The sequence below is a fragment of the Nocardia sp. NPDC058658 genome (assembly GCF_042716665.1).
Taxonomy (GTDB): domain Bacteria; phylum Actinomycetota; class Actinomycetes; order Mycobacteriales; family Mycobacteriaceae; genus Nocardia.
The window spans coordinates 54,472-76,265 of sequence record NZ_JBHXRR010000018.1 but is presented as its reverse complement, the minus strand read 5'-3'; the positions used below and the strand labels follow the sequence as shown (position 1 = coordinate 76,265).

18 protein-coding genes are annotated in these 21,794 nt (G+C 67.4%); 10 read left to right on the top strand and 8 right to left on the bottom strand.

Annotated features, from left to right (window positions below; genetic code table 11):
* Positions 1–48: 48 nt before the first annotated feature.
* Positions 49–2,421 (bottom strand): chromosomal replication initiator protein DnaA, encoded by a 2,373-nt coding sequence (gene dnaA / locus ACFWUP_RS22630; RefSeq protein ID WP_379237332.1) that lies wholly within the window; start codon positions 2,419–2,421, stop codon positions 49–51.
* A 693-nt stretch (positions 2,422–3,114) separates the two neighbouring features.
* Here dnaA and rpmH point away from each other — a divergent pair.
* The 9 genes from rpmH to ACFWUP_RS22585 all read left to right on the top strand — a co-directional run bounded on the left by rpmH (position 3,115) and on the right by ACFWUP_RS22585 (position 9,774).
* Entirely contained in the window at positions 3,115–3,258 is a 144-nt protein-coding gene (gene rpmH, locus ACFWUP_RS22625) for a 50S ribosomal protein L34 (RefSeq protein WP_082843828.1), read from the top strand.
* Positions 3,259–3,280: 22 nt separating this feature from the next.
* Positions 3,281–3,700 carry a ribonuclease P protein component gene (gene rnpA / locus ACFWUP_RS22620; RefSeq protein WP_379237330.1) on the top strand — a complete coding sequence of 140 codons (420 nt, stop codon included), beginning with the start codon at positions 3,281–3,283 and terminating at the stop codon, positions 3,698–3,700.
* A complete protein-coding gene (yidD, locus tag ACFWUP_RS22615) occupies positions 3,697–3,996 on the top strand; it encodes a membrane protein insertion efficiency factor YidD (RefSeq protein ID WP_379237328.1) in 300 nt (99 codons plus the stop codon). Before rnpA ends, yidD begins: the two co-directional genes overlap by 4 nt.
* 4 nt (positions 3,997–4,000) lie before the next feature.
* Positions 4,001–5,080, top strand: coding sequence for a membrane protein insertase YidC (gene yidC, locus ACFWUP_RS22610; RefSeq protein ID WP_379237326.1), 1,080 nt, complete (start codon positions 4,001–4,003; stop codon positions 5,078–5,080).
* A gap of 25 nt (positions 5,081–5,105) precedes the next feature.
* On the top strand, positions 5,106–5,642 hold the full coding sequence (locus ACFWUP_RS22605) for a R3H domain-containing nucleic acid-binding protein (RefSeq protein WP_266294803.1): 537 nt from the start codon (positions 5,106–5,108) through the stop codon (positions 5,640–5,642).
* 84 nt (positions 5,643–5,726) lie between these two features.
* On the top strand, positions 5,727–6,473 hold the full coding sequence (gene rsmG / locus ACFWUP_RS22600) for a 16S rRNA (guanine(527)-N(7))-methyltransferase RsmG (RefSeq protein WP_379237324.1): 747 nt from the start codon (positions 5,727–5,729) through the stop codon (positions 6,471–6,473).
* A gap of 409 nt (positions 6,474–6,882) precedes the next feature.
* Positions 6,883–7,878, top strand: a complete 996-nt coding sequence (locus ACFWUP_RS22595; RefSeq protein WP_379237322.1) for a ParA family protein — start codon at positions 6,883–6,885, stop codon at positions 7,876–7,878.
* A 48-nt stretch (positions 7,879–7,926) separates the two neighbouring features.
* Positions 7,927–8,967 (top strand): ParB/RepB/Spo0J family partition protein, encoded by a 1,041-nt coding sequence (locus ACFWUP_RS22590; RefSeq protein WP_379237321.1) that lies wholly within the window; start codon positions 7,927–7,929, stop codon positions 8,965–8,967.
* Positions 8,968–9,048: 81 nt separating this feature from the next.
* Entirely contained in the window at positions 9,049–9,774 is a 726-nt protein-coding gene (locus ACFWUP_RS22585) for a GNAT family N-acetyltransferase (RefSeq protein WP_379237428.1), read from the top strand.
* A 61-nt stretch (positions 9,775–9,835) separates the two neighbouring features.
* Here the strand turns inward: ACFWUP_RS22585 and ACFWUP_RS22580 are convergent, their stop codons facing one another.
* The 6 genes from ACFWUP_RS22580 to ACFWUP_RS22555 all read right to left on the bottom strand — a co-directional run bounded on the left by ACFWUP_RS22580 (position 9,836) and on the right by ACFWUP_RS22555 (position 18,110).
* On the bottom strand, positions 9,836–11,032 hold the full coding sequence (locus ACFWUP_RS22580) for a peptidoglycan-binding protein (RefSeq protein ID WP_379237319.1): 1,197 nt from the start codon (positions 11,030–11,032) through the stop codon (positions 9,836–9,838).
* A gap of 133 nt (positions 11,033–11,165) precedes the next feature.
* The gene (gene trxA / locus ACFWUP_RS22575; protein ID WP_379237317.1) at positions 11,166–11,492 is read right to left on the bottom strand and encodes a thioredoxin; all 327 of its coding nucleotides are present in this window, start codon (positions 11,490–11,492) and stop codon (positions 11,166–11,168) included.
* A gap of 15 nt (positions 11,493–11,507) precedes the next feature.
* The gene (gene trxB / locus ACFWUP_RS22570; protein WP_379237315.1) at positions 11,508–12,494 is read right to left on the bottom strand and encodes a thioredoxin-disulfide reductase; all 987 of its coding nucleotides are present in this window, start codon (positions 12,492–12,494) and stop codon (positions 11,508–11,510) included.
* 89 nt (positions 12,495–12,583) lie between these two features.
* Entirely contained in the window at positions 12,584–13,354 is a 771-nt protein-coding gene (locus tag ACFWUP_RS22565; protein ID WP_379237313.1) for a hypothetical protein, read from the bottom strand.
* A 96-nt stretch (positions 13,355–13,450) separates the two neighbouring features.
* Positions 13,451–14,047, bottom strand: coding sequence for an RNA polymerase sigma factor SigM (sigM, locus tag ACFWUP_RS22560; RefSeq protein ID WP_379237426.1), 597 nt, complete (start codon positions 14,045–14,047; stop codon positions 13,451–13,453).
* Between the two features lie 292 nt (positions 14,048–14,339).
* A complete protein-coding gene (locus ACFWUP_RS22555) occupies positions 14,340–18,110 on the bottom strand; it encodes a murein biosynthesis integral membrane protein MurJ (protein ID WP_379237311.1) in 3,771 nt (1,256 codons plus the stop codon).
* Between the two features lie 774 nt (positions 18,111–18,884).
* On the opposite strand from ACFWUP_RS22555, the gene ACFWUP_RS22550 reads away from it, so the two are divergent.
* Entirely contained in the window at positions 18,885–19,244 is a 360-nt protein-coding gene (locus tag ACFWUP_RS22550; protein ID WP_379237310.1) for a hypothetical protein, read from the top strand.
* A gap of 73 nt (positions 19,245–19,317) precedes the next feature.
* On the opposite strand, the gene ACFWUP_RS22545 is transcribed toward ACFWUP_RS22550, so the two are convergent.
* The gene (locus ACFWUP_RS22545; protein WP_379237308.1) at positions 19,318–21,771 is read right to left on the bottom strand and encodes a DUF6049 family protein; all 2,454 of its coding nucleotides are present in this window, start codon (positions 21,769–21,771) and stop codon (positions 19,318–19,320) included.
* Positions 21,772–21,794 lie beyond the last annotated feature (23 nt).

Sequence of the window (21,794 nt, the reverse complement as noted above, 5' to 3'; positions counted from 1 at the left end):
AAAAGAACACCGCCCCAGCTCAGGGCGGTGTTCCGGGTGTGGATGAAATCAGCGGGAGCGCTGTTTGATTCGGGCTGTGAGTTCTTGGACCTGGTCGTACACGCGACGACGCTCGGTCATCTCCTTGCGCACTTTTTTCTCCGCGTACATCACCGTGGTGTGGTCGCGACCGAACGCCTGACCGATCTTGGGTAGCGACAGATCGGTGAGCTCACGGCACAGGTACATGGCGATCTGACGCGCCTGCGCCAGCGGACGCGCCTTGCCCGGCCCCGTCAGCTCCTCCAGGGTCGTGTTGAAGTACTCGGCCGTGACGGCCATGATCGTCGCCGCGTTGATCTCCAGCGCCGCGGTATCGGGCATGAGATCGCGCAGCACCACTTCAGCCAGCGAGAGGTCCAGCGGCTGGCCGTTGAGCGAGGCGAACGCCGTCACCCGGATCAGCGCGCCCTCGAGCTCGCGGATATTGCGCTCCACCCGGCTCGCGATCAGTTCCAGCACGTCGTGCGGCACATCCAGGCGGTCCATCCGAGCCTTCTTGCGCAGAATCGCGATGCGCGTCTCCAGCTCGGGCGGCTGCACATCGGTGATCAGGCCCCACTCGAAGCGGGTGCGCAGCCGTTCCTCCAGGGTGGCCAGCTGCTTGGGCGGGCGATCCGAGGACACCACGATCTGCTTGTTCGCGTTGTGCAGGGTGTTGAAGGTGTGGAAGAACTCCTCCTGGATGCCTTCCTTGCCCTCGATGAACTGGATGTCGTCCACCAGCAGGATGTCGGTCTCGCGGTAGCGGCGCTTGAACGCCACCTTGCGGTCGTCGCGCAGGCTGTTGATGAAGTCGTTGGTGAATTCCTCGGTGGAGACGTACTTCACCCGCATGCCGGGGAACAGTCGCTGGGCATAGTGACCGGCCGCGTGCAGCAGGTGGGTTTTGCCCAATCCTGAAGCGCCCCAGACGAATAGGGGGTTGTAAGCACGCGCGGGCGCTTCCGCGATGGCGACCGCGGCGGCATGGGCGAACCGGTTGGACGCGCCGATGACGAACGTCTCGAACGTGTACTTGGCATTGAGGCTGGCCGACGAAGACGACTGCGGCGGGGCCTCTGGCGACTTGTTGAAATAGGTCGGCCAGTTGTTGCGGTTGCTCACCACCGGCTCGTCGTCGACCGGCTGGGCACCGGGCTGACCGGGGAACGGCTTGTCCTCGACGCTCGGCTCCTCGGCACGCGCGGCGGCGGGCTCTTCGGCGGGCCTGCCCCGGTTCGGCGCGCGCTGCGGCTCGGGGGTGAACAGCGACTCCTGACCGGAGTGCTCGCGGCGCGGCGAAGCGGGCTGCTCGCGGCGGGCGGGCTGGCCGGTCTCGGGGACGCGCTGGTCCGGGCGCGCGCCACGGAACTCACCGCGGCCGCCGAACTCGCCACCGGGGTAGTCGGGCACCGGGTACACCGCGGTCGGCTCGAAATCGGTGCCGGGGAACTCGTTGCGCTCACCCTGGTACTCGGGCTTCTGCCCGTACTCCGAGGACTGGCTGTACTCCGAGGCCGGCTGCTTGTATTCGGGCTGCTGACCGTACTCAGGAGCCTGGCTGTACTCGGACGACGGCTGCTTGTACTCGGGTTGCTGCCCGTATTCCGGGGGCGCCTGCTGATACTCCGACTGCTGGCCGTACTCGGCGGGCGCCTGCTTGTACTCGGTCGGCTGGTTGAACTCCGTCGGAGCCTGCTTGTATTCGGGTTGCTGCTGGTACTCCGACTCGGCCGGGTATTCGCGGTGCCCGGAGTAGTCGTTGCGCTCGCCGTACTCGCCCGACTGCCCGGGGTACTCCCGGCCACCGTAGCTGTTCGGATACTCGCCGTTGGGCTGATAGTCGTTGCCGTACTCACCGCCCTGGACGGGATAGTCGCTCGCGCCGTAGCGCGGGCCGCCGTACTCACCGCGCGCCGCGTAATCGGGAACACTGAAATCGGGTCCGGGATAACCGGCTGGCGGGCGCACCTGCTCGCGCGGACGTTCTGCGTGTTCGCGCGGACGTTCTGCGTGTTCGCGCGGGCGCTCTGTATGTTCGCGTGGACGCTCCGGCCTGCTCGTCATCCTGGCGTGCCGAGGCGAACTACCGGCCCGCTCCCCCGCGGCCGGGCTCGGCGCGGCGATGCGCACCCCGAGTCCTTCCACTTGGGGACCGAGTCGACGGCCGAGCGATCGCAGGATCGGCTCACGCAGATCGCGCTCGATCGCCTCCTGCGCCAGCGACGAAGGAACCGACAGCAACGCGAAACCCTGCGCCACGGTGAGCGGCTTCACCAGCTTCAACCAGGCCTGCTGCGCGCGACTCACCGCGGGAATGGCGCCGTCGGCAGAGCCGGTGGTGAGCTCGGCAACCACCTCCGGCCACACTGTGGCCAGCACGTTCTGCTCGTCGTCCATGCAGCGTCCTCCCCGGATGCGGTTTGTTGGCCCCACGGCCTCCGCATGTGCCGGATCGCACCTGTGACCAGGCGTTATACGGTGAAACCTGCGAAATCCAGTGATCGGTGCGTACAACCGAAGCCGGTTCGAACACCGTGAAGTCCGGTTGTTCCGAACTGCGGCGCGGGCACCGTCGGTCCTACGAATATGCCACTGAGGCCGTCTATCCACACAATTATCCACAGATGTGGACAAACCTGGGGATAAAGGAATTCCGCCAGCGTGTGGCGGTGAACGGGGCTGGACCTGCGGTTCTTCAGCAATCCCCCGGCTACAGAGGTTAGCGGGCGGCGCCGCGCAAAGCCAGAGCTGTGGAAGAACTCACGAAAAGTCGCCGGATGCGTCACCACCCCCGGGCGTGTCGAGCCGGGAGCCCGGGAGTGTCGTCGCTGGTCGGGCCGGTTCCAGAGTCGACACGGGCGTCCGGTAGCCTGGACATCGTGCCGGTGACAGGTACGTGGGGGCCGAGTTTGACCCGTTCGTTCGAGGTAAGTACCCTCGTACAGTCACCCCTTGGCGCGGTTGGCGGCTGTCTGCTGCACACCGATCGCCAAGGCAATCTGTGCGTAGACCGCGGTCCGCAGCGCAGACAAATCATTTGTACAGACTTCGGGCACCGATTGGTGCCCACCTACTACAGGAGTGTTGACCGTGGCCAAGGGCAAGCGGACGTTCCAGCCGAACAACCGTCGTCGGGCGCGCGTCCACGGCTTCCGTCTCCGGATGCGTACCCGTGCGGGTCGCGCCATCGTTGCGGCGCGTCGCCGTAAGGGCCGTACCGAACTGACTGCCTGATCGCGCGTAGTCGGACGCTCGGGTGTTGCCTGAGCCGTATCGGTTGCACCACCGTGCCGAATTCTCCCGCACGGTGCGCCGCGGTCAGCGAATCGGGAGGCGAGACTTCGTCGTACATGCGCTCACGCACACGTACGACGACCTCGCCGACGGCGATTCACCGGTCCGCGTAGGCGGTCCTCGGTTCGGACTGATTGTCAGCAAGGCGGTGGGAAACGCGGTGGTTCGCCACCGGGTGGCCCGCCGCCTGCGTCATATCTGTGCCCAGGTGGTCGACGAACTACCGGTCGGCACCGATGTCGTGATCCGGGCACTGCCCGGCGCCGCGACCGCCGATTCCGCCGAGTTGTTGCGCCAGCTACGCGCCGGTCTACGTAAGCTCGGCTTGCGTGCAGAACCGGAGCTCGCGCTCGGTCGCACCCCGGCCGGTGAACGGCGATGAGGACCCTGCTCCGCCTACCCGCGACAGCTCTGATCTGGTTGATCGAGCTCTATCGGAACTATGTCTCCCCCACCCGGATGCCGATCTGCCGGTTCACCCCCACCTGCAGTGAGTACGCGGTGACTGCCTTGCGTACCCGCGGGTTGGTCGTCGGATCGGCATTGACGGTCGTGCGGCTCGTGAAATGCGCGCCCTGGCACCCTGGAGGGTGGGATCCCGTGCCTGAGCGCGGGTCGAAAGCCTGCACAAAGTCATCGCCCGTGCTGATCGGCGATACGAACGACGGGAGTACCTAGAGCCGTGCTCGACATCATCTATTGGCCGGTATCCGCAATTCTGTGGTTCTGGCACAAGGCCTTCGGCTTTGTGTTCGGCCCGGACAGCGGGCTCACCTGGAGCCTCGCCGTGGTGTTCCTGGTCTTCACCCTGCGGCTGGTGCTGTACAAGCCGTTCGTGAAGCAGGTCCGCACCACCAAGCAGATGCAAGAGCTGCAGCCCCAGATCAAGGAGCTGCAGAAGAAGTACAAGAACGACCGCGAGACCATGGCGCGGGAGATGCAGAAGCTGCAGAAGGAACACGGCTTCAACCCGCTCATGGGCTGTCTGCCGGTGCTGGTGCAGGTGCCCGTCTTCCTCGGTCTGTTCCATGTGCTCCGCTCGTTCAACCGCACCGGTAGCGGTTGGGGCCAGCTGGACATGTCCATCTATGAGAACGCGCATACCCCGAACTACATCTTCAGTGCTTATGACGTTCAGTCGTTCCTGAGTGCCCGCATCTTCGGTGCACCGATCGCGTCGTTCATCACCGCGCCAACAGATGAACTGGAAGCATTTGCGGAGTGGGGCGGTACGCCAACCAAGCTGACCATCGCACTCGTTGCGGTCCCGCTGATGATCATCGCCGGTCTGGCAACGCACTTCAACGCGCGCGCCTCTGTTCAGCGGCAGACGCCGGAAGCCGCGGCGAACCCGCAGGCCGCCATCATGAACAAGCTGTCGCTGTGGGTCTTCCCGCTCGGCGTGATGGTCGGTGGCCCCTTCCTGATGATCGGCATCCTGCTCTACTGGGTGGCCAACAACATCTGGACCTACGGACAGCAGCACCTGGTGTTCGGCCGGATGGAAAAGGAAGACGAAGAGCGCAAGCAGAAGAAGCTCGAGCAGCGGGCGCAGAACGCGCCAAAGCCCGGTGCCAAGCCGGTCGACGTCCGCAAGCGAGTGCAGGACGCGCCCGCCGAGGATCAGGCGTCGACCAACGGCACCGCGAGCAACGGCACCCCCAAGCAGTCGGGCAACAAGCAGGGCGGCGGTAAGCGCAAGCCCGGCGGGCAGCAGCGGCCGGGCAACCGTGGCCGTGCGAACCAGAAGCGTAAGCGCTGAGACGCGATCGGATAGAGGGAATCCAATGACTGTTGAGACCGAGACCGACGGAGGGGACGCCACTGTGGCGACGACTGCTGTTGACGTCGTGAACGACGCCGAAGAAGCGTTGATCGAAGAGGGCGAGATCGCGGGCGACTACCTCGAGCAGCTACTCGATGTGCTCGACTTCGACGGCGATATCGACCTCGATGTCGAGGGCGACCGCGCCATCGTGAGCATCGACGGCGGCCGCGATCTGACCAAGCTCGTGGGGCGCAACGGTGAAGTGCTCGACGCGCTGCAGGAGCTGACCCGGCTGGCCGTGCAGCAGGCGACCGGCGTGCGCAGCCGCCTGATGCTCGATGTGGCCGGCTGGCGTGCGCAGCGCCGGACCGATCTGAGCGAGATCGGCGTCGCCGCCGCGAAGCGGGTGCTCGAGTCGGGCGCGCCCGAGGCGCTGTCCGCGATGACTCCGTTCGAGCGCAAGATCGTGCACGACGCGGTTGCCGATATCGACGGTGTGGCGAGCGAGAGCGAAGGCGTCGAGCCGAATCGTCATGTAGTGGTCGTGCCCGAGTAGGCTGACTTCCGCCGTAACCACGAACAAGTGATTAGGCCTCCGGTCTCGGACCGGGGGCTTTTTCATTGCCCTCAACGGAGAAGGATGTTTCACGTGGAACGAGAACTGGGTGTGCCGTCCGACGAGCTGGAACCGCCCGCCGCCGCTGCCCGTGTGTTCGGCGACCGCTTGGACATCGCCCGCCGGTACTACGCGGCGCTGGCGACGGCCGGCGTGGAGCGCGGTCTCGTCGGCCCCCGCGAAGTCCCCCGGCTGTGGGAGCGACACATTCTCAACTGTGCGGTCATCGGCGAGCTGATCGATGAGGGCGCCTCGGTGGTCGACATCGGCAGCGGCGCGGGACTCCCCGGAATCCCCCTCGCCATCGCACGCCCGGACCTTCGCATCACGCTCGTGGAACCGTTGCTGCGCCGTACGATTTTCCTCAGCGAATTCATCGAAGAGACCGGACTGGACATCACCGTGGTCCGCGGCCGCGCCGAGCAGTCCGGGGTGATCAAGGAAGCGGGCGGTGCGGATGTGGTGACCTCTCGCGCGGTCGCCCCCCTCGCCAAACTCGCGCACTGGTCGCTCCCCCTGTTGCGCGACCACGGCCGGATGCTCGCACTCAAGGGAACGAGCGCCGCGGAAGAACTCGAGCGCGACGGGGCCGAGTTGATTCGCGACGGCGCCACCGATCTTCGTGTCGTCGGCTGCGGCGCGGGCATCGTGGAAATCCCGACGCTCGTCATCAGCGCCGAACTCCTCCCCCGTGCCGAGCGTCCGACTCGTCGGAGTGAGCGCAAAGCGGCCGGAGTCGAGAAGAAGGCGCGAAAGCGTCGTGAATCCTGATTCTCGCGTTTCGTAACGTGACGAATTATGCCGAGGGTAGTTGCATGGGGTCGGCGCGGGCCTATTTTCGGTAGGTGCGGTGGGGTCCCGCGTTTGCGGAGTGTGAGTGTTTCACGTGGAACGCCGGTCCGGGTTTTCCCGAAGCGATCGAGTGGATTCACGGGGTTGTTTCCCGTGAAACATCCGTGCGGGAAGTTAATTCGGGACTATTGGGCGTGTCCCCCCTGGCGTGCCCGCGATTCAGCTTTCCTAAGTGACGCCGGGCTGGCAAGCTGTTCAGAGTCGGGCGGGAGCGAGCCACCCTCCTCGAATCTTCGAGTTCTCCACCGACACAGTTTGTTTGTGACGACACGGCGCCGACGCTCGTCGGGGGTACGTGATCTGAAGTTTCTCGGGTTAGGAGCAATCTATGTCGAGCGGTCCGGCGAATGTTTCACGGGAAACAACGTCGCGGGTCCCGGGGATGCTGGATTCCAGCAGCTTCGACGCGGAGACGTTCGGGAACACTCCTTTCGGGAATATCTCCCCGGCCGAGACCCCGATCGCGGCGGAAGCGCAACGCGCCAGCCAGATTCTGCATCCAGGAAAGGTCACTGTGCCGAAACCCTCTGAGCAACGGATCATCACGATCGCCAACCAGAAGGGCGGCGTCGGTAAGACGACTACGACTGTCAATCTTGCTGCGGCGCTCGCGCACCAGGGAATGACAGTCCTTGTGGTCGATCTTGATCCGCAGGGGAACGCGAGTACGGCGCTGGGCGTCGCCCACAATTCGGGTGTGCCGTCCAGCTACGAACTGCTGATCGGTGAAGTGACCGTCAAGGACGCGATCCAGGTGAGCCCGCACAGCGAGCGCCTGCTGTGCGTCCCAGCGACGATCGACCTGGCCGGCGCGGAGATCGAACTGGTCTCGATGGTCGCCCGCGAAGGGCGGTTGAAGACCGCCATTCGCGAGGCGAGCACGGCGGGATTCGATATCGACTACGTGCTGATCGACTGCCCGCCCTCGCTCGGTCTGCTCACGGTGAACGCGCTCGTGGCGGCCAAGGAGGTGCTGATCCCGATTCAGTGCGAGTACTACGCGCTGGAGGGCGTGGGTCAGCTGCTGCGCAATATCGGGCTGGTGCAGGCGCACCTGAACCCGGAGCTGCACGTGTCGACCGTCCTGCTGACGATGTACGACGGCCGCACCAAGCTGGCCGACCAGGTGGCCGAGGAGGTGCGCAATCACTTCGGCGACGTGGTCCTCAAGTCGATGATCCCGCGCAGCGTGAAGGTCTCGGAGGCGCCGGGCTACGGGATGACCGTGCTCGATTACGATCCAGGCTCGCGCGGTGCGATGAGCTACATGGACGCGGGACGCGAGCTGGCCAGTCGTGCGCAGCTGAAGCAAGACGCGTCGTAGCGTGAGTTGGCACGCTGTGATGGTGAATGACGAAGGGATCGGTAGCCGATGAGTCAGGCGAAAAAGGGCGGTCTCGGTCGCGGGTTGGCCGCATTGATCCCGACGGGTCCGGCCGTGGCGCCGGGCCTGAGCAGTGCCGCCGCGAGCGTGATCGGGATCAATCCCATCGGTCCGCAACCGGCCGAGGCGTTCCTGCATCGCGTTCCGGACGCGGAGCCGGAACCCGAAACACCGGCTGAAGCAGAAGCCGAGCTGGTCTCCCCCGGCGGTGCGGTGTACCGCGAGATCCCGGCCGACCAGATCGAGCCGAACCCGAAGCAGCCGCGTCAGGTCTTCGAAGAAGAAGCACTGGCCGAGCTGGTCCACTCGATTCGCGAGTTCGGGCTCATGCAGCCGATCGTCGTGCGCCGCGTGGAAGCGGGCGTCGACAAGTTCCAGTTGGTCATGGGCGAGCGCCGGTGGCGCGCGTGCCAGGAGGCCGGACTCGCGACGATCCCGGCGATCATCCGCGACACCGACGACGGCTCGATGCTGCGCGACGCGCTGCTGGAGAACATCCATCGCGTGCAGCTGAACCCCCTCGAAGAGGCGGCGGCCTATCAGCAGCTGCTCGAGGAATTCGACGTCACCCACGAGGAACTGGCTTCGCGAATCGGTCGCTCCCGGCCGGTGGTGACGAATATGATTCGTCTGCTGAAGCTGCCGATTCCCGTGCAGCGTCGGGTGGCCGCCGGGGTGCTCTCGGCCGGACATGCCAGGGCGCTGCTCGGCTTGGACGCAGGCGCGGAGGCACAGGAAGAACTGGCGGCGCGGATCGTTCGCGAGGGTATGTCGGTGCGGTCCACCGAGGAGGCGGTGCAGCTCGCGAACCGCAACCCCGCCAAGGCTCCCCCGGCACCGAAGCGCAAGCCGATCCATATGCCGGGTCTGCAGGATGTGGCCGAGCGGCTGTCGGGTTCCTACGACACTCGCGTCACGGTCAGTCTCGGAAAGAACAAGGGCAAGATCGTTGTCGAGTTCGGGTCCGTCGAAGATCTCGAGCGCATCGTGGCGCTGATGGAGCAAGTCGGCCCTGAAACGTCACTGTGACTGAAAGAGGCGGCACCGTACTGTGAATAGTGATGTGGCGTGAGCGTGGATGAATCCGACAGCTGGCGGCTGAACAGGGCGGTGCCGACCAGCGTCACGGCTTTGACTCTCGACGGGCTCGGTCAGCTCCCGGCGCACACCCGGCGGTGTGTGTTCTGGGAGCTCGACCCGGCCGTCGCCGCCGACTCGCACGCGTTCAGTGATCCGGTCTTCGAAAAGGAAGCCTGGCTCTCGACGGTGATGCTCGAATGGGGTTCGTGCGGGCAGGTGGCCCACGTGGACAACAACCTCGCGGGCTGCGCGCTGTACTCGCCCCCGAGCGCCGTGCCGCGGTCCTCGCTGTTCCCCACCTCCCCCGTGAGCCCGGACGCGGTCCTGCTGACCACGCTGCAGGCCGAATTCCCCTATGACGAGGCCGATGTAGCCCACCACCTGGTTCAGGCCGTGGTGGGCGATCTGGTGCGTCGTGGCGTGCGGGCGTTGGAGGCGTTCGGGATTCGCAACGGTCCTCCGTCGAGTTCGGTCGCCGATCGCGGGTTCGGCTCGTCGATGCGGTTGATGGAACGGATCGCGGCGCCGCTGCGCGATCCGTCCTCGGATACCCGGTGCAGTCCCGAAACCTGCATGATCGACGCCGATTTCCTCGCCGAGGTCGGTTTCGAAGTGGTGGCCCCGCACCACCGCTTCCCCCGCCTGCGGCTGGAACTCGACTCCGATCACGGGTGGAAGGAAGACGTCGAGCGCGCACTCGACCAACTCCTCGCCGCCGCCTCGATGGAACCGCCGGCGCGCGTCGGCGTGCACTGACCCGAGACAACAAAGAACGGCCCCGCGAAAATTCGCGGGGCCGTTGGTCTTTGCGGAGGAACTAGGCGTTGCTCGCGTCCGCCGCCGCCAGTTCTTCGGCGAGGAGTTCGGCGAACGTGTAGGTGCCGGTGGGCTGGTCGTCCTGGCCCAACAGATACAGCCGCTTCACCGAGATCAGAATCGCCTCGGCGATCACGTCGCGCATGCGCGGGTTGGTGAGCACCGAGGCGTCGTGGGAGTTGGTGAGGTAGCCGAGATCGACCTGGACGGTCGGCATCTTGGTCAGGCGCAACAGATCCCAGGTGCGCTGATGCGTGCGGCAGTCCTGCACCGAGGCGCGGGCCACCACTTCGCGCTGGATGAAGCCGGCCAGCACCTGACCGATCATCGACACCGAACCGTGCGAGTTGCCCCAGTAGAACCCGGCCACACCTTGCGCGGACGGGTTGTCACTGGTCGCGCAGCGCAGCGAGATCATCAGATCGGCGTCGAAGGCGTTGGAGGTTTCGGCGCGTTCGACATCGGTGGGGTTGGCGCCCCACGGCCGGGACAGGAAGGTTTCCATCCCGGTCGCGGCCATCCGGCCCTCGAGCCGGGACGCCAGATCCCACAGGATCTCCGACTCGTACACGTCGCCGAATTCGGTGGGCACCGCGAAACCCTTGTCGGTGCCGCCGAATCCGGGATCGATCACGATCCGCTTGCCGGTGAGCTGCGGGCCCGCCCGATGCACGACCTCTTCCTCGGCGATGCGGTGCGGGTTGCCGCCGGTGACGCGCGCGCCGAGCAGATCCAGCGAGCGCAGCGTGTCGGGCCCGCAGATACCGTCGGCGGACAGGCCGATCTCGCGCTGGAACGCGCTGAGCCCCTCGTGGGTGTGCGGGCCGAAATGCCCGTCCACCCGGTACACGTAGAAGCCGAGGTCCTGCAGCTTGCGCTGCAGGGTGGCCACGTCGTCACCGTAGAGCGGTGCCGACAATTGGTAGATCAACGTGCGAGCACCCAGGCGGTAGGAGGCTTCCTTCAGCGCGCGATAGGTGGCCGGACCGACCACCCCGTCGACGAGCAGACCGCGCTGCTGCTGGAACGCGCGGATCGCCGAATCGAGGGGCCGATCGAACACCGCCTCGGTGTCTTTCCAGTACTCGGGTCCGTCGGTGGATTCGACGTGCGGGAGATGCAGGAAACCGAGGCTTGCGAGGGTGCTCCGAACCTCTGCGACGGCTGGTCCTGAATCGCCGTGACGAAGTCGGTGCATGCGTGAGAGCCCTTTCCTTCGGCCGGAGCTAGGCGTCGATTGTCTCAGATCCGGGCCGCTTTGCGGGAATCCCGGGTCCAGGCATCCTACGGCGCGTCGGCCGGTCGGAAGCGTCTTTGTGGGATGCGCTGTGCTAGATGAGGCCGTCGAGTTCGCGCAGCAGCGCCGCCTTGCCCTTGGCTCCGACGATCTGCTTCACCGGCTTGCCGCCCTGGAACAAGATCATCGTGGGCAGCGAGAGGATCTGGTAGTCGCGGGCGGTGCCGGGGTTGGCCTCGGTGTCGAGCTTGGCCACGGTCAGCTTGTCGGCGTGACTGCCCGCGATCTCCTCCAGCACGGGGGCGACCATCTTGCACGGGCCGCACCAGTCGGCCCAGAAGTCGACGAGCACCGGCTTCTCGCTGAGCAGGACGTCATCGGCGAAGGACTGGTCGGTGACGGTGATGGTGTTGGCGCTCATGGTTTCTCCAGTTTTTCAGTTGGTGGGGACCGCGGCCGGGCCGTCGGCGTGGTCGAGCGTGTTGGCGGTGATGTCGCCCTGTTCGGCGAGCCACCGCTCGGCATCGATCGCGGCGCGGCAACCGGTGCCCGCGGCGGTGATCGCCTGCCGGTAGGTGTGGTCGACGAGGTCGCCGACGGCGAAAACGCCTGCCACATCGGTGGCGGTGCCCGGATTGGTCACCAGCACATAGCCTTCGCCGTCGAGAGCGACCTGGCCCTTGACGAGTTCGCTGCGCGGATCGTGGCCGACGGCGACGAACAACCCGGTGGCGTCGAGTTCGGACTCCTCGCCGGTGCGGGTGTCGCGCAGGGTGAGGCTGGTGACGCTCTTGTCACCGTTGACCTTGATCACCTCGGAGTTGAGCCGGAACTTGATCTTCTCGTTGGTCTTGGCGCGCTCCAACATGATTCGCGAGGCACGGAACTCCTCGCGGCGGTGCACGATGGTGACGCTCGCGGCGAACTTGGTGAGGAAGGTCGCTTCCTCCATGGCGGAGTCGCCGCCGCCGACTACCACGATGTCCTGGCCCTTGAAGAAGAAGCCGTCGCAGGTGGCGCAGGCGCTCACGCCGCGGCCGAGCAGCTCCTGCTCCCCCGGCACGTTCAGGTAGCGAGCGGCCGAACCCATCGCGAGGATCACGGCGTAGGCGGAGAAGGTCTCCTCACCCACGGTGACCGTCTTCACGGGACCGGACAGGTCGATCGCGTCGACGTCCTCGGTGCGCAGCTCGGCGCCGAAACGCTTGGCCTGGTCGCGCATCTGCTCCATGAGATCGGGGCCCATGATGCCGTCGCGGAACCCGGGGAAGTTCTCCACCTCGGTGGTGGTCATCAGGGCGCCACCGAATTGGGTGCCCTCGAAGACCAGCGGCTTCAGCTCCGCGCGGGCGGCGTAGACGGCCGCCGTGTAGCCGGCGGGTCCTGAGCCGACGATGATCAGGTCGCGTACTGGCGTGGTCATGGGGCCCTTCCGAAAAAGCAATCTGGGGACGTGTCGGTCAACAACAGCCTAAACGGTTGTGTTCCCGGGGTACGTGCTGCGGCTGGGCCTCAGCCGATGTCGCGCAGGGTGAGCTGTTCGGGGGTGCCGGTGGTACAGCCGGTGCCGACGACCAGCGCGGTGATCGTCGGCACCTTGGGCCCCTGGACGAGGACGAGCACCGCGTCGCCCCCGCGGAAGGTGATGTTCGTCGCGCCAAGGACCGCGCGGTCGATGCCGTTGGCCTGTACGCAGCGGGTGAGGGCGGCGTCGTCGGCGAGTGGGCCGACCACGTCGCGTTTGCCCAGTGCCCGCATTGCGGCCGCGGTGGTCAGCTCGTCGGGTGCGGTCGGTTCGGTGGGCGGTGCGGCGGTGGGGGTGCCCTGGGTGGTGTCGAAGGTACTCAACACCACACCGGCGCTCGCCAGGACAGCCACCGCCGCGACCGCGGCGGCGAGTAGACCCATGCGGCGCCGGGAACGGTAGCGGTCCAGCGGGATCGGGGGCGTGATGCGTTCGGTCGGGCCGTCGTCGTCGACCGCCGGGATCGAGCGCAGCGGCGTGATGCGTTCGGTGGGCCCCTCCCCCGCGTCGAGGTCGGCGACGAAACGGAACATGCGGTCGGCCACGTCGTCGGGCATGCGGTGCATGACCCGCTCGTCGGTGGCGAGCGTGCGGAGGTGGGTGTTCACCTCGTCGAGCTTGTTCAGGTAGTGCAGCGCGTCTACGTCGGTGCGGACCATGGGCCACAGTTGCTCGCGCAGTTCGGGCGCGAGGTTGTCGGCATGCAGATCGGCCAGCAGTTCCGACGGGAACGGAGGCTGCGGTACGGATCGAGACACCCTCGCACCTCCCCTGTTCTGTCGATATCGGATCGCAGGATTTACATCGCTGACTTGTTCGTCTTCTCGAGCGTCACTGTTAATGACGCATCCCGACTACATCCGGTTCCCTGGATCCCGGAAAAATTCCAAACGTTCTTGCAAACGTACGCGCGCTCGGGCGCATCGGCTCTTGATCGTGCCCGGCGCCACGCCGAGCGCGGCGGCCGTTTCGGCGACGCTACGACCCTCCATCTCGGTCATGACCAGGGCTAATCGCTGTTCGTCAGGGAGGGTGAACAAGGCCTCGGCCACCACGGTCGACAGTTCGTAGTGTGCGAAGGCGTCGTGCGGGTCGATCGCCTCGGGCATGGTGTCGGGCAGGATCGAGATGGCGCGGCGGGTCTTGTTGCGCCGGATCCGGTCCAGGCAGGCGTTGACCACGATCGCGTGCAGCCAGCTGCGGACCTCGGATTCGGCGCGGAACGTCTCGGCCGTGCGGTGCGCGGAGAACAGCGCGTCCTGCAGGCAGTCGGCGGCGTCCTCGCGGTTGTAGGAGGTGCGCAGCGCGGTCTGCCAGAGATGGTCGGAGTGCCTGCGCAGCAGTTCGGCGAAGGCGTGCGGTTCGCCACGGATGTGGGCGGCCAGCAGTTGCTTGTCGCTGCCGTTCTCGAGGAACGAGCCGCCGCCGGTCACGCCCTGCCGTGGTGGCACACCACAGACCTGCTCGTTGACTTCCGGCGACAAAACCGACCCCTTGGACAGTGCTCGTTACGGCGACTTCGAGTCGGCGGAACAAGGCCGATCCATCACCTGACTACTACGCAGCGTCCAGGATCGACATCGACAAATCCTGGGTAACTCTCAGCCGAGAGTGCTGGGCGATCATATCGTCGATAACAATTACGCACCAACCGGACCGCGGTTCGATGACGCTCGGCGATCAGCCCAGAAATGATCGACCACCTGCGCGGATAGCGAAAGTGGAAGTGTCGACGCGGCGCGACTACGGCGCGGCGTCGAAGCGGACGTCGGCGATCGCGGTCTGGAACTGACCGCCCGAATTCGCCAGTCCGGTAATCCATACGAGCACGAAACGAGCCGCCTGATCGGTCTGCACGGCGATGTCGGTGACCCCGTCACCGAGCTTGGCCGAACCGATCAGCTGGGTCTGGTCGAGCGTGGGCGCCTCGGTGGGCGAGGTGCGGATCTCGACCGTGCTACCCGCGCTGGGTGAGGTGATCGACACATTGGTGAGCTTGGCCGGGGTCGGCAGCGTGGCCAGCAGCCCCACGCCCTTCTTGAGGGCGGGGAACTGCTGGAAGTACTGGTCGGTGCGCCACAGCGTCGCCGCGTTGTTGTCGAGCACCGCGCCCGCCGCCGCGGCACCGTCGGGGGTGCCCTCCGGGGAGAACACCGCGGCGCCGGTGACCGGCACCGGCACGCTCGTCGGCGGTGCCGGTACTTCGGAGTTGGGCGGTGCCGACGCCGCGGGCGGCGCCACACTCGAGGTGAGCCCGATATTGATCTGCTGATCGAGGGGCTTGTCCGACGCGCCGGGCGCGAAGATGCTGACCATCCACCAGATCAGCACGCCGACCACCAGCGCGGCCAGCACGCCGAGGCCGACCATGATCCACATCATCCGCTTGGAGCGTTCGCGCTCGGCAGCGAGCAGTTCCGGGTCGGCGAGCGAATCGGCGCCGGGGGCGACCGCCCGCTGACCCAGTCGTAAGACCGGAATGAAATCGGTCTTCTGGTCGACGACCGAGGCCTGCTCGAGCACGTGCTGCACGGTGGCGGCGGTGCGCACACCCTTGTTCGATTCCAGCGAGCGCACCGCGACCGCCGAGATCTCGAACGGCACCTCGGGGCGGATCTGCCGCGGTTCCACCGGCGTGCCGTCGGGCCCGAAATCGGCAAGGCGAAGGCCGCCGATGGTGGCCGCCGAACCGGTGACGCCACCGACGCGAATCGGCCAGCGCGCGGTGATCAGGGCGTAGAGCATCGCGCCGAGGCCACGGACGTCGCCCTGGGCGTCGGAATCGCCGAGCGTGCCGGGGAAGGCGAGAACGGCGTCACCGGAGGCACTGATCCGGATCCGGTCGGGATGATCGATCGACAGCGAACCGCCACCACGGTGGGCGAGTTCGGCCGCCGAGGCGAGCGCCCTGATGGCCCTGGCCGCGCCGATCGGCGACGGCACGGTCTCGGCCATCTCACGCAGCGAACGACCGGGCGTCCACTCGGCGACGACGATGCCGCCGGAGCTGCCGCGCACCACGTCGAGCACCCTGGCCAGGCCGGGCGAATTGATCCGGCCGAGGCGCAGCGTGCGCGAGAGCACCGCCTGCGGGCCGTCGTGCCCGGAGTTCTCGCCCGCGCTCTGATCGGCGTCGACGAAGGTCAGCGCGACCTCGCGATCGAGCTTGATGTCGAGTGCCTGCCAGAACTTCAGCCCACGCGCCCCACCGTGACCGGCCAGCAACCGGTAGCGGCCACCCGCCACGGACGCGCCGGGGATGAGTTTGGGACCGCGTTGCGCGCGGTTCGCCGCGGCGCTCGGGGGCACCTGCGGTGGGATCGGCAACATGCCGGTGTCGTGTGTCGGATCGTGCGGCGGCATGGCCGAACGCGCGTCTTCGGTCTTGCTGTCGCGATCGTCGGGCGCGTCGGTCTGCTCGGACCCCGCCGAGTTCGGAGCATCGGGCCCGACCTCGGTGGACATTCCTGCTGCCGCGCGCGCCGCAGAATCAGCGGCTGGGACGCCGCCCACCGCGTCATCGCTCACCCTCGGTCCTCCTTCGGCCTGAAAACCCGTGTCGGTCTGCGGAACAGCGTACGGGAACTGTGCTTGACCGGTGTTGTCAACAGCCCCCGGTCGAATGACGGGCAACACCATGGTCTGAGTGTCCAAAGACTGCCCGTATGCGGGGAATCCGTAGGTATCGGGACGACGAAGGACGGTGGTCGCGTAGATGTCGTCGGACGGGGCGTCATCGAGTCCGAGATCCGGCGCGGGCGGGGTGATGCCGAGCTTGCGCGAGATCGCGACGGTGATCGCGACGACCTCGGGGATACCGACCAGACGCATCAAACCGAAGGTCACCGAGAACATCACCAGCGCATCGACGAAGACGCGCAGCAACGAGCCCGCGCCGCCGGCGAGGCGGTCGAGTCCGAGCACGGTGTCGACGATGAGCATCACCGCGCCGCCCGCGATCGAGGCGAGCAACACTCTGGTCACAGTTCGGCCGACATTGACCATCCGCAAGTCGCCGAGGCTGCGGTGCAGCAGTACGCCGCCGATCACCGCGCCCGCGGTGAAGCCGAGGCCGGTGGCGACACCGAGGATGATCACCACGTCGTCGCTGTCGCGGGCGATGACCGGTGCCAGCGCCGAGACCAGGATCTTGATCGCGGTGATGCCGAGGATGATCCAGGTCGGCGTCCACGCCTGTTCGCGGGCGTAGAAAACCCGCAGGTGGATGAGCACGAGCGAATACGGGATCAGCGAGAACGCCGACCAGCTCACCGCGTCGCCGAGACGTTCGGCATCGCCGGAGAACCGGGCGTAGCCGTAGAGCGCCTCGCCGATCTCGGGCCCGGCCAGAGTCATGAAGGCGACGATCGGGATCAGCGCGATCATGGTGAGGCGGGTGGCCACGGACAGGTCGTCGACCACCGCCGGGGTGTCGTCGTCGGCGGCGCTGCGGCTCAGTCTCGGCATGATCGCGGTGAGCAGGGTTACCCCGATCACGCCGTAGGGCAGCTGCAACAGTGCCCACGCGTTCGCGAAGATCGCCGGACCCGCCTCGTCGGCCTGTGAGGCGATATTGTTCGCGACCACCAGGCCGATCTGGCTGATCAGCACGTACAGGATGATCGCGATGCCCATCTTGCCGAACTGCTTGAGGCGCGCGTCGACGCCCCACAGCGGACGCAGATTGATCCCGTGCCTGCGGATCGCTGGCAGCAGACACAGCGCCTGTGTCGCGACGCCCGCGGTGATGCCGAGGCCGAGGACCAGCAGTTTCGGATCGCTCATCCGCACCGGATCGAGGGTGATCTCGCCGGGCGTCAGCGCGTAGATCGCCAGCACCGTCAATGCGACCACGTTGTTCATCACCGGGGCCCAAGCACCCGGTTTGAACGCCTGCCTGGTGTTGAGGATCGCGGTGAACAGCGCCGACATGCCGTAGAAGAGCAGCGCCGGTGCCAGCAGATATGTCAGCGCGATGGTGAGGTCGGTATTGACCTTGCCATCGGCCGACACGAGCACGTGACCGGCCAGGATCGGCGTGGCCGCCAAGGTGAGCACGGTCGCGACGAACAGCACCACGAAGGCCGCTGTCACCAATCTGCGCACGAACGCGGCGCCGTTGTCGGCGTCCTCCTGTTCGGCGCGGATCAGGGTCGGCACGACGATGGCGGTGAGTACTGCGCCGAGGACGAGCTCGGCGATCATGTTCGGGATCAGGTTCGCCGAGATGAACGCACTGGCGATGGCCGGGCCGAGCACCGTCAGCAGCAACAGCTGCTTGGCGAACCCGGTGATCCGGCTGATCAACGTCGCGACGGCGATCGAACCCGAATCCTTGAGCAGCTTCGCGTTCGCACTCATCGGGGCGGCCTTCTCGGCGACCTCCACCTTCTTCGGCTTCGCGATGACCTGAGTCCGCTCGGCCGACCGACCGTCTACGGGCCTGTCATCGACGAAGCCGGCGTTCGCGCGTACCGGCCGCGCGGCATGGTGATCGACGGGAGCAGCGGGCATCCCGGGAAAACTCGCCCGCGGCGGCGCGGGTCGAGTCGGCTCCGGCGGGCCCTGCCGCCGAGCCTGCCGCGGAATCGCACCGGATTGCGACCCGCGCGGGGGGCCTGGACGCTGCTGCGGGAACTCGCCTGACGAGTTCGGGTCGGGTCGGCGAGGGGCATCTGGTCCGGGACCTGCGCCGGGGCGTTGCTGCCGTGGGAACTCGCCCGACGGGTTCGGGCCGGGTCGGCGCGAGGCGAATCCGTCCGGGCCTGGGCCCGCCTGGGTCGGACGTTGCTGCGGGCGTAGTGGACGGCCGTCACGGTCGAAACCCACCGGACGGGCGGGTTCGCCGGTTCGTCCTGGTGGACCGGCGGGGCCTTGGGGTGCGCCGCTCGGTCGCTGCGGTGGGACGCCGTCGGGACGTTGTTGCTGCGGGAATTCGCCCGAGCGGTACGCCGGGCCGGGAGGCTGTTGACGCGGGTTCGGGGCCTGCCCGGGGCGTTCGCCGTGCGGTGCGCGTGGCGACTCCGGTGCGGGACGGCCGACAGGGCCCTGGGGTGGTCGACCTGGTCCGGCGGGTGGCTGCGGCGCGCCGGCCCGGTCTGCTCCGGGGCGGTACCCGGGCGGCGGTTCGGGGCGGTAACCCTGCTGATTCGGCGGCAGCGGAGGGCGGGGGGTGCGGTGAGCCGAAGGCGGCTGAGGTGCGCTCGGGTCGGCTGAACCCGGCCGGTAACCGAACTGTTGACGGCCAGGTACGTCGGGCCGAGGTTCGGGGCCGGGACGTTCCGCTGGATGCCGAGGGTCGGCGCCTGGTCGTTCACCTGGATGGCGAGGGTCGGCGCCGGGGCGATCCCCGGAACGCGGGCCGGCAGCCGGATGACGAGGCGCTCGCGGATCGAACCCGGGCTCACCGGGCTGAACCGGACGACCATCGCGGGGCGCGGCGAACTCGGGTCCGGGCCGCCGATCCGCGTGCGGAACTGCCTCGTCGCGATCGGCGTCCTGACCGGCCGTCATCCCGCGTTCCCATGGCGCGCTCGGCGCCCGTCGCAGGGTCGGGTCGTCGTCGTGGTCACGCCGATGAGCGGAATCATCGTCGCCCATCATGCCTCCTGTACCCGGCGTAACCCGCGAATCCCGCCGGTCCGGTGAGCGTTTCGCTCACCAGTGCCACTCTCGTCCTTGTCTGCCATGGTGCCTTGTCGCGCGCGTCAGGCGCGGGTGTTCACTGTCGTCGGAGCCGCTGTCGTGCGCGTCGCAGCCGACCCGCGCGTTCGACCGTTTCCGGGGTGAACCCTTCGTCGGCTGGGTCGGGTTGGCCGCGGAACCGGCGTAGCAGTCGGCGTCCGGCCAGCAGCAACAGCAGTATCGCGGCACATCCGGTAATTATGGCCAGCGCCTGACCGTAGGCGTTGGAGCGCACCGAGACCGAGGTCGCCTCTCCTAGCGCTATCCCCTCGGGAGTGGTAAGGGCGATCGGAATGACCAGCTTACGGCTGTCGCTCACCTCGGTCGGGATCTGGAAGGAGCGGGTCCCGGATGGTGGAAGCAGCTGTTCGCCGATATCGGTGATGTTCGTCTCGGCGGGTGCGTCGATGCGGAACATCACCCGGATCGCGACGGGCAGTTCGTTGCGCGCGACCAGCAGCAACGGGCTCTGTTCGGAGGCGAGGGTGTAGACCCCGCCCGGTGGTAGCACCGAGACCGAGGCGAACATGGTGTCCATTTCGCGGGTCACCTGGTCGATGCGGCGCTGGGCGTGCAGGTCGGCGAGGGTGTCGTTGTCGGCTCTGCGGTCGGACAGGCTGAGCGCGCGCAGCAGATCCTCGCGTGCGGGGGTGAGGAACGCGAGCGGTGTGAGTTCGGATTCGGGCAGTTCGACCAGTGCGCGCATCAGCTCGGTCACCCGCGCGCCCTGCGCCTGCACCGGCCCGACGAACCGTTGCGGGGCGGCGTCCTGCGCGGCGCGCGGCAGGTATTCCAGCGCGTACGGGTGCGGGTCGGGTGCCTGCGTGACGAGGTCGACGAAGCTGCGCGGCGCGGCCAGATTGTTGCGGGTGAGCAGTTCGACGTGCTTGAGCAGCGCGACGCCCTCTTCCCGGCTGGCCCCCCACTGTTGCGGCGGCATCAGCAACTGCGAGCGCGGCCGGTCCGCGGAGGGATTGAGCGCACTCCACGACATCGCACCGAGCGCATCCTGCAAACGGGCCGCGCGCGAGTCGTTGGTGACATCGAACCGCACCTTCGAGGGCGTGAACGACGGTGTCGGCGGATTGGAACCGACCGCGGCCAGCGCGGTCGCCGACCAGATGTCGAAGGTGGCCACGCGCAGCGCCGGATCGGTGCCGGCGGCGGCCGGTTCGACGTTCACACCAGGCACCCGGACAACATCGGGCGCCGCCTGCTCCCCACCGACGACAACACCGGGCGCGAGCGTGGTCGGCGCGGTGGTGAGCGCGTTGTCGGTGTCGGCGGACGCCCCGTCCCCCGACACCGCCGTACTCGCGAGCACCGCCGTCCCGTACCCGTGCGTTCGCAACAGCCGCCCGGCCGGATCGTCGATGCTGCCCGAATCGGGCAGGCTCACCCCGCGCAACGACTGCGTGCCGAGAATCGAGTCCACCACGTCGGCGGGTGCGAGCAGGGCCCGCGCCGACAGGTCGGGATCGTTCACCGCGGCCACCGCCGACAGGTCGACCTGCGCGAACGGCAACGCCACCGTGCACATCGACCCCGCCAGCACGCGCAACCGGTCGAGCCAGGCCTGCGCGTTCGCCGCCCCTGCCCCTTCCCTGGTCGCGCCGCCCGGATCCGACGGGCTCGCGAGCACCCGGTAGCCGCGCGTCATGGTCTGCACGGTCGAGACCAGGTCGGGATCGACGGCGATACACACCGACCCGGCCACGCCTTTGTCCTTGCCCGGCGCGGGCACCACCGATTCCAGTGCCGCAACGAGCTGTTCGAGCCGTCCGCCCTTGCCGACCGAGGCCGCGAGTTCGTCGTCGAGCAGTTCGGCCTGGCCGTTCACCGCGCCGGGTTTGCCCGCGACCATGCGCGGGCGGTCGGCCAGCGGCCAGATCATCGTGGTCGCGACGGGCGATGCTTCCGGCGGCGCGCCCACCGGCGGCTCACCGTCGGTACCGGGCAGCCCGAGCACCGGGAGCAGGAAACGCGCGTCGTCGAGGCGGGCCTGGGTGCCGTAGGCGGGTTCGCCGTTGACGTTGAGCAGCAGCGGATACACCCCGGGATCGGTGAGCCCGAGCGAGGCCTCCGAGCCGGCGCGCAACGCGATACTCACCGAGAACTGTTTGCGCTGACCGGGATTCAGTTGCGGCGCCACATCCTGGAACGGGCCGGTGACCTCGTAGTTCACCTGGTCCAGCCGCAGCGAACTGCGCAGCCCGCTCGGCGAATCCACCGCGGCCGCCCGCTGGATCCGCACGCTCACATCGTCGACGACCCGGTCGCCGATATTGGTGACCGTGCCCGACACGGTCAGCTTGGGGTCGCTGCCGGTGGTGACGGTGCCCGGCGACACCGCGTCCAGGGTCAGCTTGAGAAACTTCGGCGTTCCCGACTCGTCCGTTTGAGCGTGCGCGACCGCGGGCAGCAGCGTCATCGAACCCAAGATGGTCAGGACCGCCGTGATCAGCCGGATCAGTACCAATGAGCTGTCCACAGGTGGTGTGCGCGCGCATCGCA

Bases quoted from the DNA above. Each gene is read 5' to 3' on its own strand.
- dnaA (WP_379237332.1), bottom strand. From the start codon at position 2,421: ATGGACGACGAGCAGAACGTGCTGGCCACAGTGTGGCCGGAGGTGGTT.
- yidD (WP_379237328.1), top strand. From the start codon at position 3,697: ATGAGGACCCTGCTCCGCCTACCCGCGACAGCTCTGATCTGGTTGATC.
- ACFWUP_RS22605 (WP_266294803.1), top strand. From the start codon at position 5,106: ATGACTGTTGAGACCGAGACCGACGGAGGGGACGCCACTGTGGCGACG.
- rsmG (WP_379237324.1), top strand. From the start codon at position 5,727: ATGTTTCACGTGGAACGAGAACTGGGTGTGCCGTCCGACGAGCTGGAA.
- ACFWUP_RS22595 (WP_379237322.1), top strand. From the start codon at position 6,883: ATGTCGAGCGGTCCGGCGAATGTTTCACGGGAAACAACGTCGCGGGTC.
- ACFWUP_RS22590 (WP_379237321.1), top strand. From the start codon at position 7,927: ATGAGTCAGGCGAAAAAGGGCGGTCTCGGTCGCGGGTTGGCCGCATTG.
- ACFWUP_RS22580 (WP_379237319.1), bottom strand. From the start codon at position 11,032: ATGCACCGACTTCGTCACGGCGATTCAGGACCAGCCGTCGCAGAGGTT.
- trxA (WP_379237317.1), bottom strand. From the start codon at position 11,492: ATGAGCGCCAACACCATCACCGTCACCGACCAGTCCTTCGCCGATGAC.
- trxB (WP_379237315.1), bottom strand. From the start codon at position 12,494: ATGACCACGCCAGTACGCGACCTGATCATCGTCGGCTCAGGACCCGCC.
- ACFWUP_RS22555 (WP_379237311.1), bottom strand. From the start codon at position 18,110: ATGCCCGCTGCTCCCGTCGATCACCATGCCGCGCGGCCGGTACGCGCG.
- ACFWUP_RS22550 (WP_379237310.1), top strand. From the start codon at position 18,885: ATGCCGAGGGTCGGCGCCTGGTCGTTCACCTGGATGGCGAGGGTCGGC.